We start from the raw sequence: 12,550 nt of genomic DNA, 5'->3' as shown, positions 1-12,550 counted from the left end.
GGCTCAGCCCTTGATCTCGGTCCAGGCCTGCACCCACTTGGCGTACGGCACGCACTTGACGTCCGTACGGCCGTCGAGGCACTGCTCGATGGGCGTGTTCCAGAAGGCGATGTTCTTCCAGTACGCGGTGTCGGCGGCGTGGTAGGTGGCGCAGAAGTTCTTGTCGCTGGTCTCGGCGCAGGCCTTGGAGTTGGCGGGTGCCTCGCCGAAGTACTCGGCGACCTGGGCGTTGACCTTCGGCGAGACGATCCAATTGAGCCACTGGTAGGCGCAGTTGGGGTGTTTGGCCTTGGCGGAGATCATCCAGGTGTCGGACCAGCCGGTCGAACCCTCCTTGGGCACGAAGGCCTTGACCTTGGCGCCCTCGTCGGCGGTGAGGTTGGCGATGACCTGCCAGGTGGTGCCGACCACGGAGTCGCCGCTCTTGAAGGCGGAGATCTCCTTGAGGTAGTCGCTCCAGTACTCGCCGATGTCCGCGTTCTGCTTCTTCAGCAGCGCGACGGCCGCGTCGAACTGCTTCTGGTCGAGCGCGTAGGGGTCCTTGATCTTCAACTCGGGCTTGGTGGCCTTGAGATAGAGGGCCGCGTCGGCGATGTAGATGGGTGAGTCGTACGCGGTGACGTGGCCCTTGTACTGGGAGGCGTCGTCGAAGACCGCGGCCCAGGAGGTCGGGGCGGGCGTGACCTTCTGGGTGTTGTACATCAGGAGGTTGGCGCCGCGGCCGTGCGGGATGCCGTAGGCCTTGCCCTTGACCGAGTTCCAGGCCTGGAGCTTCAAGTCCGGGAAGATGTCCTTGTAGTTGGGGACCAGGTTGGTGTTGACGGGGGCCGCGTCGCCGGAGGCTATGAGGCGCAGGGAGGCGTCGCCGGAGGCGGAGACGGCGTCGTACTCGCCGGTCTTCATCAGCTTGACCATCTCGTCGGAGCTGGCGGCGACCTTGGAGTTGACCTTGCAGCCGGTCTGCTTCTCGAAGTCGCTGACCCAGTTCACCTTGGGGTCGTTGGAGCCGTCCTCGACATAGCCGGCCCAGGCGACCAGGTTGACCTCGCCCTCGCTCTTGCCGAGCTTCGACTGGGCTTTGAGATCAGGGGGGTTGAGGCCACCGCCCGACGAACCGCTGTCGGAGGAGCCGCAGGCGGTGGCGGCGAGCAGGACGGCGGCACAGGCCGTCACCTGAAGGGTTCGGGTGAGACGCACGGCGTTCTCCATGGGTGGAGGAGATGGGTGAGGAGCTGGGCGGAGGAGCGAGCGGGTCAGCGGGGGTCGGGAACGTGCACCGTGTGGCGCCGGTGCCATTGCAGTCGCACCCGGCTGCCGCGGTAGGCGGCGACGTCCTCGGCGGAGGTCTCCAGGTTCTGCTGGAGTGCCGTGAGCCGGCCGCCCGCGTCGAGGTCGACGAGGAAGCGGGTGGAGTCCCCGAGGTAGACGACCTCGGCGACGGTGCCGGCGGCGCTCTCGTGGTCCGGGTCGTCGGGTTCGGCGGAGCCCATGAGGACGCGGATCTTCTCAGGCCGGATGCTGTAGGTGCCCGGGGTGCCGACGACGCGTTGGGCGGACTCGCCCTCCAGCAGGTTGGAGGTGCCGACGAAGGACGCGACGAAGGGGGTCGCGGGGCGTTCGTAGACCTCGGCCGGGGTGCCGACCTGCTGGATGCGGCCCTCGTCGAAGACGGCGATGCGGTCGCTCATGGTCAGGGCCTCCTCCTGGTCGTGGGTGACGAAGACGAAGGTGATGCCCACCTCCCGCTGGAGCGCCTTGAGTTCGACCTGCATCTGCTCGCGCAGTTTCAGGTCGAGGGCGCCGAGCGGTTCGTCGAGGAGCAGCACGCTGGGGCGGCCGACGAGGGCGCGGGCGAGGGCGACGCGTTGCCGCTGGCCGCCGGAGAGCTGTGCGGGGCAGCGGGTGCCGTAGCCCTCAAGTCGTACCTCTGCGAGGGCCTTTCGGGCGCGGACGAGGCGTTCGGACTTGGGGACCTTGCGGACTTTGAGGCCGTAGGCGACGTTCTGTTCGACCGTCATGTGCGGAAAGAGGGCGTAGTCCTGGAAGACGGTGTGGACGTCCCGCTCGAAGGGGGCGAGGCCGGTGACGTCCTGGCCGGCGAGTTCGACGGTGCCCCCGGTGGGGCTCTCGAAGCCGGCGATCATGCGGAGCACGGTCGTCTTGCCCGAGCCGGACGGGCCGAGCATCGAGAAGAACTCGCCGTCCCTGATCTCCAGATCGACGCCGGCCACGGCGGTGGTCTCCCCGAACGATTTCCGCAGATCCCGCAGCCGGATCGCAATCCCCTCCATGGGCGGGAACCTTTCTGGTGCTCTATAACGTTGCACGGAAACATATGAAGCCATAGTTCAAATCTCAAGACCCCCTTAAGGTAAAGCTTGAGTCAACGTGCAAGGTGGTGACCGTGAACCAGCAGCAGCACATGAACGGCGGCGCCCGGAAAGCCGTCTTCGCCCCGGTCGACAACCGGGCGCGGGTCGACGCCGTCGTCAGCCGGCTCGGTGACGCCATCGAACTGGGACTGCTCTCCGACGGCGAGCAACTGCCGGGCGAGAGCGAGCTCGCCGGGCAGCTCGGCGTGTCCACGGTGACCCTGCGGGAGGCGCTGATGGCGCTGCGCCAGCAGGGGTTGGTCACCACCCGCAGGGGGCGCGGCGGCGGCAGCTTCGTGTCGCTGCCCGAAGTCCCGGGCGAGGAGCGGTTGAAGGTCCGGCTGCGCGGCTGGAGCACCGAGGAACTGCGCGACCTCGGCGACCACTGGGCCGCCCTGTCCGGCACCGCGGCCCGGCTCGCCGCCCAGCGCACCGAGCCCGAGGACCTGATCCAACTCCGGCGCACGGCCGACGAGTTGACGCACGCCCAGGACGCGGCGGCGCGCGGCCGGGTGTACGGCCGCTTCCACGTCGAGCTGGCCGCCGCCGCACAGTCGGCCCGGCTCACCCGCGAACAGGTCGCGTTGCAGACCGAGGTCGGCGCACTGCTGTGTCTCGTGCTCGGGAACGACGAATATCGTGAAGAAGCCGCAGCCCGTCACCGCTCCGTAATCTCGGCCGTGCAAGATGGGGTCCACGATTCGGCCAGGGAGTTGGCCGAGCGGTGCGTGCAGGAGTCCACGGCGCGGCTCATCGCCGAGCGGCTGGCCCTGTAGCCCGTCACCGCGACCGCTCCCCGTCTGCTGGAGGGCACGCATGAGCCTCGCGACGGCAACACCGGCCACGGCACCCGAGCAGTCCGTCGCGGCCGGGGTCCGCTCGGCTCTGGAGTCCGTGTTCGACGCCGTGGCCACCACCCGCGCCGACACGGCGGCCCTGCTCGCCAAGGTCGCCGCACAGGCCCGCCGCCCGGCGACCGTCGACCTCGCGGCCCTGCGCCCGGGCCTCCATCTCCGGCTCGCCCGGCACGAGTTGGTGTCCGGCGTCGGCTTCGTCGCGGCGCCGGGCCTGCTGAGCGACGTACCCGCATGGCTGGAGTGGTGGCAGTCCACCTCCGACGGCGGCATACGACCGCTGCTGCTCGACCTCGACCCCGAGCACTCGGCGTACGCCGACTACACGCACTGGGACTGGTTCGCGCTGCCCCGCGACACCGGGGAGCGGGCGGTCGCCGGGCCGTACGTCGACTACCTCTGCTCGGACGAGTACAGCCTCACCCTGTCCGCACCGGTCCTGGTGGACGGGCGGTTCGCCGGGGTGGCCGCGGCGGACGTGTATCTACGGCACTTCGAGGCGGCCGTGATGCCGATGCTGCACCGGCTGCCGGGACCGGCCCGGCTGGTCAACGCCCGTGGCAGAGTGGCCGCTTCGACCGATCCCCGGCATCTGGTCGGTTCGCTGAGCAAGGGGCCGGATTTCGCGGAGGCCCTCGCGGCGGGCCGGGCCGGGTTCGCGCAGGGGGCGCGCTTGGTGCCGTGCGACGGGGTGCCGTTGGTGCTGGTGGTCGCGGAGCGGTGACCGAACTCATCTGTGCGCACGCCGAATTGGAACCGTACGTACCGAACTCCCCCGACCGGCTGCGGAGTTGAGGCGGGCCGCACGGCTCCCGCGCTCACTCGGCCGCGGAGACCACCCTCAGGTGTCCGGCACCGCGGCCCGCCCTGCGGACCCTGGGCGGTGGAATGCGGCGGGCCTCGCGCAGGACCAGCGTCAGACGCGTATAGCCCATGTTCTCAAGGGTCTTGGGGGTCTCGCCGACGACACGGCAGTCGGTGGCGCCCCAGCGCGGGTCAGGGTGCAGCAGCGGGCGGACCGCGCCGTCGTGCTCCACGGCCGCCTGCTCGCCGACCGCGCGGATCCAGTGCGGCAGGCCCTGCCGGTAGGCGGCCTCCATGATCGGGTCCTGGGCGATGTCACGGCGGATCGCCTGCAGGCCGTGATCGTGCCCGTGGCTCTCCACGGCGGCGGCGAAGTGGGCCAGCATCGGCAGACACCACCTCGACTCGTGCTCACCGAGAACGGTGCTCGCGTCGGGGTGGAAGAGCACGAAGCGAAGGAAGTTGTCGCCCGGCATCGCCGTCGGATGCGGGCCGACCGCCCGGAAAAGTGACTTGAACGCGCCGTTGGTCAACACCACGTCCCAGCGGTGGTCCATGACGACGGAGGGGAAAGTGACGGCCTCCAACAACGCGGCGTAGTCCAGCAGATACGCCTGGGCCTCGGGACTCTCGGGGACGGGCCGCGGCGCGGACCGCTGCCCACCTGCCTGATATGCCATCGGGAGGTCACCCCTCTTGCCTATGCGGCCTTCTCGCGGCGCCTTGATCCTGGTGCCCCGACGCGAGCCGTGTCAACTATCGTGGCATTTCATGCTTGTTGACGGCTGAAATTGGCCACAGTTGTGGCGAGACCTGGATGCGAGTTCGAACCAACCGCTACTCTCCGGGATGTTCACAGCCGCCGTTTGTGAGAAGCCTGTGAGAGACGTATAGGAGATCTGTCGGTGTCGGATGGCTTCGAGGTACCGGGCACGACGCCGACCGCTCTGCTGCCCGCCGTCGTCGACCGCGTCACCGCGCTCGCCGAACGGCTCGGTGTGCCCCAGGCCGAGGTCGTCCACATCGGCCGGCTGTCCGTCGCCTGCGGTGTCCCGGAGCCGGTGGTCAGAGCCCTGCTGAGCGGCCGTCCCGCGGGCGAACCCGATGTGCAGGCCCGGTTCCTGCAACGCCTCGACCTGCTGCGCCGCACCAGACTCAAGCCCAACGGGCGCAAGTACACCCAGCAGGAGATCGCCGACGGCGCGGCCATGTCCCGCCAGCAGGCGGGCGCGCTCATCAACGGCGACCGGCGTCCCACCATGGAGCACTGCGACGCGCTCCAGCGCTTCTTCCGCGTGCACGCCGGGTTCCTCACCGCCGAGGACTCCGAGGCCCTCGCGGGTGCCCTCCAGCGCACCGAGCAGGAGCTGTTGCAGAAGCTCGCGGACCGCGAGCGGGCGGCGGCCGAGGCCGCGGAGGACCCGCTGGAGCGGCTGCTCCAGGACCACGGAGTGCGCGGAATCGCCTGGCGGGCCGCGCAGTTGCCCACCGACCAGCACCGCGACAAGGTCGCCGAGTGGCTGGACATGCTCCTGGAGAGCGTGAAGCGGCCCGAGTCGTGATCCGGGGGAGAACGGTGGGCATCGGACGGCAGATGCGCCGCCTGTGCGGCGAGTTGGTCGCGGAGCTGAGCCTCGGCGCACCCGCACGCCCCCACGACCTGTACGCCGCGCTGTGCGACGCGATGAGCCGCCGCCGCGGCCGCCCGGTCCAGTTCCGTACGGCCGCCTTCCCGGCCTGCACCGCGAGCGGGCTGTGGCTCGACATGGCCGACCAGGACCTCGTCGTGATCGAGGAACGCACCGCTCCCGACCACCAGTTGGTGATCCTGGGCCACGAGCTGTGGCACATGAAGGCCGGGCACTGCGGCCCGCACGTGGAGGGCTCCGCGGTGGCCGCCCGGCTCCTCGGCGACACCGTCGACGAGGACGCGTTGCGTGCGACCGTCCTCAAGGTGGCGGCCCGCAGCCGGTTCGAGCGCGCCGACGAGCGGGAGGCCGAGAGCTTCGGCCTGCTGCTCGCCAGCAAGTGCCGTACGTGGCTGGCCGGTTCGTCCCCCAAGGGCCCGGCCCAGCACGACCATCTGGCGGGGCGGATCGAGGCGGCCCTGGGGTATCCGGGGCCACGGGGCTAGGAATTGACGGTCCGTCACATGACCCGTACGTCGAGCCGCCGGCCCGGCTAGGTCGCGCTGCGTTCGCTCGCCTCCCGCAGGTCCCGTTCCGTCGCGCCGCCCTGGGCCGTGACGCCGGGGCGGCCCTCGCACAGGAGGTCGCGCCAGTGCTCGCGGCTCCAGTGCGCGGGGGTGGTGGTGCCGGTGAACTCCTCGACCAGGCTGAGGAAACGTGCCGGGTCGGTGTGGAACGGGAAGTGCCCCGCACCCTCGAAGATCTCCAGCCGGCTGCCGGGCATGGCCTCGTGGGCGCCGTACGCGTGCCGGACCGGCACCACGCTGTCCCGGTCGCCCCACAGCAGCATGGTCGGCATGCCCTCGGTCAGGTAGCAGCGGTCCAGCATGGTCACCACCTGGCCGCGCCAGTCGACGACCGCGCGCAGGGTGCGGATGAAGGCGTTGCGGGCGGTCTCGTCGGGCAACGCGTCGACGAGGGTGAGGAGTTCGGGGGCGTCCCGGCCGAGGTCGGTGTCGAGGAGCCGCAACAGCCCAACGGTCAGGCCGACTTGGAGGCGCATGCCGGGCAACCGCAGTGCGGACAGGGCGAGATGGGACCCCGGGAGCGAGACCAGCCGTAGCACCGGATTGACCTCGCGGCCCACGCCGCCCGCGCTGACCAGGATGAGGCGTTCGGTGCGCTCGGGGAACTGGTAGGCGAACTGCATCGCCACTCCCCCGCCCAGCGAGTGCCCGAGCAGGGTCGCGGACTCGATGCCGAGGGTGGTGAGCAGATCGCGGACGCCGTTCGCGTAGGCGGCGACCGAGTAGTCGGCCCGCGGTTTGTCGGAGGCGCCGTGGCCGAGGAGGTCGGGGGCGATCACGGTGTGGGTGCGGGCGAGGTCGGGGATCAGGTCGGTCCAGGTGGCGGAGGAGTCGCCGATGCCGTGGATGAGGACCAGCGCCGGGCCCTGGCCGGCCATGCGGAAGGCACGGCGGTATCCGTGCACGACGCGGTACCGCAGCTCCAGTTCTCCGGCACCCACCGAGCGCAGTCGTGCGGCGCGCGCCGGGCGCCGTGCCGGGACGTCCTCCACGCACTCGCCTCCCGTTCACCTGGCCGCCCTCGGACGGCCGAAAGCCCTTCCCTCCAGCGTAGGGCCGCTGTCCCCCGGGGGATTTCGGTGACGTTTCGCCTCCGCTAAGCGGGCGAACCGGCGCCCGCCGCAACGGCATTGTCAGTGGTACCCGGCAAGCTGGAGTCGTGCCACCGCCGCGCGGGGGCTCATGACGCCGACCAGGGGAGAGCCGTCCTATGCAGACCGCAGTGATGACCGACCGCGAGCGCGCCGCCGTTCAGGCCTATCTACGGCTGCTGCACACGGTCCGAGCAGCCTTCGACGGCCCACCGGGCGCCCCTCGACCGGTCCTGGTCCCGCCCTCGGTACTGGCCGAGGCGGACCGGGCGTTGACGGACGCCGGGCTCGCGGGCAATGAGGAGGCCTTCTTCAGGCTGCTGGAGAGCTGGTGCCCGGAGGGATGAGGGGAGTTGACGCATACGGGACCGTGACCGCCGTGGCGACCAGCCCGTGCCCGACGGTCCAGCGGCCCTCGAAGACGTCGAGACGTTCGCCGTCCACCACCGGGCCGGGCACGAGAAGACGGGCGCGGAGGCCGCCGCGGGTGTCCTCACCGGGGTCCGTGAAGACCTCGATGTCGGCCTCCGAGAAGTCCAGCCACTTGCCGGTGAGGGGGAACCACGCCTTGTAGACCGATTCCTTGGCGCTGAACAGGAGCCGGTCCCAGTGCACGCCGGGCCGCTCCGCCGTCAGGTGTGCCAGGCGTTCCTGTTCGGCGGGCAGGGCGACGGAGGGGAGGATGCCGTCCGGGAGCGGCGCGTGCGGTTCGGCGTCGATGCCGAGCGAGGCGAGATCGGTGGCGCGGGCCAGCGCGGCGGCGCGGTAGCCGTCGCAGTGGGTCATGCTGCCGATGACTCCGGCGGGCCAGCCAGGCGCGCCGTGGGCGCCGGGCAGGATCGGCTGCGGGGGCACGCCGAGCTTCTCCATGGCGCGCCGGGCACAGGCCCGTACGGTGGCGAACTCGCGGCGTCTCTTGGGCACCGCGCGGGCCACGCGGGCCTCTTCCTCGGGGTACAGCGGGGCGTCCTGGAACCCCTCGTCACCGTGTGTCTCCACGGTCACCACGGAGTCCGGAAGCAGTTCCTCGATCACCGGTTCCGACCTCCATCGGCAGGATGCGGCGCAGTCGGCCCGGGGGTCCCGGGCGCTTCTGCCACTCGCGGGGGTATCCCACGGACACCTCTTCGAAGCGGACGCCCTCGTGGTGGGTGGTCCGCGGGATGTGGAGATGGCCGTAGACCATGGTGTCCACGCGGAATCTGCGGTGCCAGTCGGCGGTCAGGGTGGTGCCGCACCACATGGCGAACTCGGGGTACCAGAGGACCTCGGTGGGGTGCCGGTCCAGGGGGTAGTGGTTGATCAGGACCGTGGGCAGGGCGTCGGGGATCTCGCTGAGCCGGCGTTCGGTCTCGGCGACCCGGGCCCGGCACCAGGCCTCGCGGCTGGGGTAGGGGTCGGGGTGCAGCAGGAACTCGTCGTTGCAGACGATGCCGGTGCCGTGCGCGTACGTCAGTCCCTCGGCCTTGGTCGTGCAGCCGGCCGGGAGGAACGAGTAGTCGTAGAGCAGGAAGAGCGGGGCTACGACCACGGGGCCGCCGGGGCCCTCCCAGAGCGGGTAGGGGTCCTCGGGCGTGACGACGCCCAACTCCCGGCACAGGGCGACGAGATGGTCGTAGCGGGCGACGCCGCGCAGGGTGACGGGGTCCTTGGGATGGGTCCACAGTTCGTGGTTTCCGGGGGCCCACAGGACCTTGCGGAAGCGGCCGGCGAGGAGTTCGAGGACCCAGCGGATGTCGGCCACGGTCTCGGCGATGTCACCGGCCACGATCAGCCAGTCGTCGTCCGTGCCGGGCCGCATGTTCTCGACCAGGGCGCGGTTCTCGGCGTACCCGATGTGCAGGTCGCTGATGGCCAGCAGCTGCCCGGCACCGCCGGCCGTCGACTCCACCCTCGCCCCCTCCATGCACACGAATGAGTCCACGAGATCACACGCCGCCGTGCCGCCACAAGACGGCCGGGGCATACGAGGCGGTCAGGGCGGGGCCGCGAGGGGAGTTCACGTGGTGGGTGTGCACCATCGGGGAATCCGTAACACGGGCGTTGCACGCGGCACCCTTCGAACGCCGTATGATCGCCCCAACACCACCGTCACGAACGCCTCTTCGCCGAGGGCGGTTTGGTGTACCTCCAACCACCTTGGCCGGGCACGGCCTCGCTCCGCCGTGCCCGCGAAACCGAAAGGACGGCCCTGCATGGTCTCTCGCGTACGCGTCTGGCTCAACCGCACGTACGCGGAGAACGTGTTCTTCATGGATCAGCTGCGGAGAAATCCCAGCGACCGGGCCGTCGAGATCCATGCCACGCACGGCGACGCGGACTCCCCCGTACTGGCCGCCGCCGACACCGCCGACCTGGAGCCCGAGGGCCTGTCCCCGGCCGCGTACGTCGAGTTCGCGCTCGACCAGTGCGCCCGTCGCGGCATCGACGTGTTCGTGCCCCGGCTGCACCAGTCGGAGATCGTGGCGCACCGCGCGGACTTCGCGGCGGTGGGTACGGCACTGCTGGCGCCGACCCCCGAGGCCGTCGCCGTCTTCCACGACAAGGTGATCGCGTACGAGGCCGTCCAGGCGATCGGCGTGCCCGTACCGCCGTGGTGGCGGGTGCGCACGGCGCCCGAACTCGTCGCCGCCGTCGAGGAGTTGGAGGCCGCCGGGCACAAGGCGTGCTTCAAGCCGGCGTCCGGCGCCGGCGGGGTGGGCTTCCGTGTGATCACGCGCGCCCCCTTCTCGCTCATGCACCTCAACGGCTTCCCGAGCCCCTACGTCCCGCTCGACACGGTCGTCGAAGCGCTGGAGCAGGCCGACGAGCAGGTCGACTGGCTGGTCATGCCGCGCCTGGAGGAGCCGGAGGTGTCGGTGGACTGCCTGACCGGTCCCGACAACCTGGTCCGGCTCGCCGTGGGCCGCACGAAGAACGGCCGCCGTCGCGGTTTCACCCTGCAGGAGCAGTGGCTGGAGCCGGCCCGCCGGATCGCCGAGGGCTTCGGGCTGCACTACCTGTCCAACATCCAGTTCCGCATGTTCGGCGACCAGCCCGTGCTGATGGACGTCAACACGCGCCCCGCGGGCGGCCTGCACCAGCTGTCGCTGTGCGGGGTCAACGCCCCTTGGGCGGCAGTGCAGTTGGCACTCGGCGAGGACCCGGGCACGATGGAGCCGCCGTTCCTGGGCGCGGACTACGCGGTGGTGTCCGGCCCGCGCCAGCTGCGTCCGGTGTCGCTCCCGCACCAGCGCGCGGAGGAGTCGGAGCCCCTGCTCCCGGCGGCGCCCGTGCCCGCACAGGACGAGGTGGAGACGGAGACCTCGGAGACGGGCAGCCGGGCAGCGGCTCGCGCTTAACTCCCGCTCCCACCACACAACTTCATACCGGTATGGACCAATCATGGCGTCGCATCTTGACACTGCGATTGGTCCATACCAACTTGGTTGCGCACCCTCTTGCACTCCCGAACACCCCCATTCCTTCAGGGAGATCGCGTGCGCGACACACTCAGACGCTCCAGACATCGGCTCCTCGCCCTGCTCGGTACCGCCGCCCTGGCCATGGCCGGGGCGATCGCGCTGCCCGGTACGGCTCAGGCGGCCAACGTCCTGACCAACCCCGGCTTCGAGTCGGGCAGTCTCTCCCCCTGGTCCTGCACCGGAAACCTCGGTTCGGTCGTCTCCTCGCCCGTGCACGGCGGCTCCAAGGCCCTTGCGGGCGCGGTGAGTTCGAGCGACACCGCACAGTGCTCCCAGACGGTCGCCGTGCAGCCGAGCACGACGTACTCGCTCAGCGGCTGGGTGCGCGGCAGTTATGTCTACCTCGGTGTCAACGGCGGTTCCTCGACGTGGACTTCGTCCCCGTCGGCGTACAGCCAGCTGACGACGTCCTTCACCACCACCGCCTCGCAGACCAGCGCCACCATCTACGTCCACGGCTGGTACGCGCAGGGCACCTACTACGCGGACGACATCAGCCTCGACGGTCCGGGCGGTGGCGGCGGTGGCGACACCCAGGCCCCGACCGCGCCGACCGGCCTGACGTCCACGGGCAAGACCTCGTCGACCGTGTCCCTGTCGTGGGGCGCCTCGACGGACAACGTGGGCGTCACGGCGTACGACATCTACAGCGGCTCGAACCAGGTCCTCAGCGTCTCCGGTACGAGCGGCACGGTCACCGGGCTCGCGGCCAGTACCGCCTACACGTTCACCGTGAAGGCGCGCGACGCGGCCGGGAACAGTTCGGCGGCCTCGGGCGCGGTGAGCGTCACGACGAGCGCCGGCACCGGCGGTGGCACCGGGTTCACCCAGGCCGCGCCGTATCTCTACGAGGGCTGGGGCGATCCGCCGAGCCCGAGCACGGTGATGAGCGCGACCGGCATCAAGTGGTTCACGATGGCGTTCGTGCTCGACTCCGGTGGCTGCACGCCGAGTTGGGACGGCAGCCGGGCCCTGACCGGTGGCGTCGACCAGACCGCCATCAACCAGATCCGCGCGGCCGGCGGTGACATCGTGCCGTCCTTCGGCGGCTGGCAGGGCAGCAAGCTCGGCGCCAACTGCTCCTCCGCGAGCGCACTCGCCGGGGCGCTGCAGAAGGTGATCAGCGCCTACGGCCTCAAGGCGATCGACATGGACATCGAGAACACCGACGAGTTCGAGAACGAGGCCGTCCAGGCGAAGATCCTGACCGCGCTGAAGACCGTCAAGGCCAACAACCCGGGCCTGCGCACGATCGTCACCTTCGGCACCTCGACGACCGGCCCGACGTACTACGGCAACCGGCTCATCGAGCAGGCGCAGTCGCTCAACGCCAACATCGACGTCTTCACCATCATGCCGTTCGACTTCGGCGGCGGCTCCGACATGTACGGCAACACGGTCGCCGCGGCCGAGGGCCTGAAGACCAAGCTGAAGTCGACCTTCGGGTGGGACGACGCGACGGCCTACTCGCACATCGGCATCTCGGGCATGAACGGTCTGTCGGACCAGTCGGAGACCACGACTCCCGCTATCTGGACCTCGATCCGTGACTGGTCGAACTCGCACCACATCGCCCGGCTCGCCTTCTGGTCGGTCAACCGTGACCGCGGGTGCGCCGGTGGCGGAGTGGTGAGCAACTGCTCCGGCATCAGCCAGAACACCTGGCAGTTCACGTCCATCACGGCCGGTTTCACCGGCTGACGACCCCCACCCCTGGCGGCCGGTCCCCCGTGTGGGCCGGCCGCCTCGG

At 70.3% G+C, this 12,550-nt stretch carries 13 protein-coding genes; 7 read left to right on the top strand and 6 right to left on the bottom strand.

Annotation, left to right across the window (positions count from 1 at the left end; translation table 11 throughout):
- Positions 1-3: 3 nt before the first annotated feature.
- Both OG407_RS41345 and OG407_RS41340 read right to left on the bottom strand, forming a co-directional pair.
- Entirely contained in the window at positions 4-1,197 is a 1,194-nt protein-coding gene (locus OG407_RS41345; protein WP_405865390.1) for an ABC transporter substrate-binding protein, read from the bottom strand.
- A gap of 56 nt (positions 1,198-1,253) precedes the next feature.
- Entirely contained in the window at positions 1,254-2,291 is a 1,038-nt protein-coding gene (locus OG407_RS41340) for an ABC transporter ATP-binding protein (RefSeq protein ID WP_405865388.1), read from the bottom strand.
- A 131-nt stretch (positions 2,292-2,422) separates the two neighbouring features.
- Here OG407_RS41340 and OG407_RS41335 point away from each other — a divergent pair, with 131 nt between their 5' ends.
- The gene (locus OG407_RS41335) at positions 2,423-3,148 is read left to right on the top strand and encodes a FadR/GntR family transcriptional regulator (RefSeq protein WP_405868869.1); all 726 of its coding nucleotides are present in this window, start codon (positions 2,423-2,425) and stop codon (positions 3,146-3,148) included.
- Positions 3,149-3,188: 40 nt separating this feature from the next.
- Entirely contained in the window at positions 3,189-3,950 is a 762-nt protein-coding gene (locus OG407_RS41330) for a cache domain-containing protein (RefSeq protein ID WP_405865386.1), read from the top strand.
- 94 nt (positions 3,951-4,044) lie between these two features.
- Here OG407_RS41330 and OG407_RS41325 read toward each other — a convergent pair whose 3' ends face one another.
- Complete coding sequence (locus OG407_RS41325) at positions 4,045-4,710, bottom strand: hypothetical protein (RefSeq protein WP_403585978.1); 666 nt, start codon at positions 4,708-4,710, stop codon at positions 4,045-4,047.
- A 225-nt stretch (positions 4,711-4,935) separates the two neighbouring features.
- Here OG407_RS41325 and OG407_RS41320 point away from each other — a divergent pair, with 225 nt between their 5' ends.
- Both OG407_RS41320 and OG407_RS41315 read left to right on the top strand, forming a co-directional pair.
- Positions 4,936-5,592 carry a helix-turn-helix transcriptional regulator gene (locus OG407_RS41320; RefSeq protein WP_328676363.1) on the top strand — a complete coding sequence of 219 codons (657 nt, stop codon included), beginning with the start codon at positions 4,936-4,938 and terminating at the stop codon, positions 5,590-5,592.
- A gap of 32 nt (positions 5,593-5,624) precedes the next feature.
- Positions 5,625-6,164: a toxin-antitoxin system, toxin component gene (locus OG407_RS41315; protein WP_405868867.1), complete on the top strand. Its 540-nt coding sequence runs from the start codon at positions 5,625-5,627 to the stop codon at positions 6,162-6,164.
- 47 nt (positions 6,165-6,211) lie between these two features.
- On the opposite strand, the gene OG407_RS41310 is transcribed toward OG407_RS41315, so the two are convergent.
- Complete coding sequence (locus OG407_RS41310) at positions 6,212-7,237, bottom strand: alpha/beta fold hydrolase (protein ID WP_405865384.1); 1,026 nt, start codon at positions 7,235-7,237, stop codon at positions 6,212-6,214.
- A gap of 218 nt (positions 7,238-7,455) precedes the next feature.
- Here OG407_RS41310 and OG407_RS41305 point away from each other — a divergent pair, with 218 nt between their 5' ends.
- On the top strand, positions 7,456-7,683 hold the full coding sequence (locus OG407_RS41305; RefSeq protein ID WP_328676367.1) for a hypothetical protein: 228 nt from the start codon (positions 7,456-7,458) through the stop codon (positions 7,681-7,683).
- On the opposite strand, the gene OG407_RS41300 is transcribed toward OG407_RS41305, so the two are convergent.
- Together OG407_RS41300 and OG407_RS41295 are read right to left on the bottom strand one after the other, a co-directional pair.
- Complete coding sequence (locus OG407_RS41300; protein ID WP_405865382.1) at positions 7,649-8,371, bottom strand: 4'-phosphopantetheinyl transferase; 723 nt, start codon at positions 8,369-8,371, stop codon at positions 7,649-7,651. The two genes, OG407_RS41305 and OG407_RS41300, sit on opposite strands and share 35 nt — an antisense overlap.
- Positions 8,319-9,227, bottom strand: a complete 909-nt coding sequence (locus tag OG407_RS41295) for a metallophosphoesterase family protein (RefSeq protein WP_405865380.1) — start codon at positions 9,225-9,227, stop codon at positions 8,319-8,321. Before OG407_RS41295 ends, OG407_RS41300 begins: the two co-directional genes overlap by 53 nt.
- Before the next feature lie 304 nt (positions 9,228-9,531).
- Between OG407_RS41295 and OG407_RS41290 the strand changes: the two genes are divergently transcribed.
- Both OG407_RS41290 and OG407_RS41285 read left to right on the top strand, forming a co-directional pair.
- Positions 9,532-10,677, top strand: coding sequence for an ATP-grasp domain-containing protein (locus tag OG407_RS41290; RefSeq protein WP_405865378.1), 1,146 nt, complete (start codon positions 9,532-9,534; stop codon positions 10,675-10,677).
- Positions 10,678-10,815: 138 nt separating this feature from the next.
- Positions 10,816-12,501 (top strand): carbohydrate binding domain-containing protein, encoded by a 1,686-nt coding sequence (locus OG407_RS41285; RefSeq protein WP_405865376.1) that lies wholly within the window; start codon positions 10,816-10,818, stop codon positions 12,499-12,501.
- The last annotated feature ends 49 nt before the right edge of the window (positions 12,502-12,550 follow it).

The sequence above is a fragment of the Streptomyces sp. NBC_01515 genome (assembly GCF_045040345.1).
Taxonomy (GTDB): domain Bacteria; phylum Actinomycetota; class Actinomycetes; order Streptomycetales; family Streptomycetaceae; genus Streptomyces.
Note: the sequence above shows the minus strand (reverse complement) of the source record. Positions and strands in the feature narration are given on the sequence as shown.

Coding starts and splice junctions, on each gene's coding strand:
- OG407_RS41340 (WP_405865388.1), bottom strand. CDS start 2,291: ATGGAGGGGATTGCGATCCGGCTGCGGGATCTGCGGAAATCGTTCGGG.
- OG407_RS41335 (WP_405868869.1), top strand. CDS start 2,423: ATGAACGGCGGCGCCCGGAAAGCCGTCTTCGCCCCGGTCGACAACCGG.
- OG407_RS41330 (WP_405865386.1), top strand. CDS start 3,189: ATGAGCCTCGCGACGGCAACACCGGCCACGGCACCCGAGCAGTCCGTC.
- OG407_RS41325 (WP_403585978.1), bottom strand. CDS start 4,710: ATGGCATATCAGGCAGGTGGGCAGCGGTCCGCGCCGCGGCCCGTCCCC.
- OG407_RS41315 (WP_405868867.1), top strand. CDS start 5,625: ATGCGCCGCCTGTGCGGCGAGTTGGTCGCGGAGCTGAGCCTCGGCGCA.
- OG407_RS41305 (WP_328676367.1), top strand. CDS start 7,456: ATGCAGACCGCAGTGATGACCGACCGCGAGCGCGCCGCCGTTCAGGCC.
- OG407_RS41290 (WP_405865378.1), top strand. CDS start 9,532: ATGGTCTCTCGCGTACGCGTCTGGCTCAACCGCACGTACGCGGAGAAC.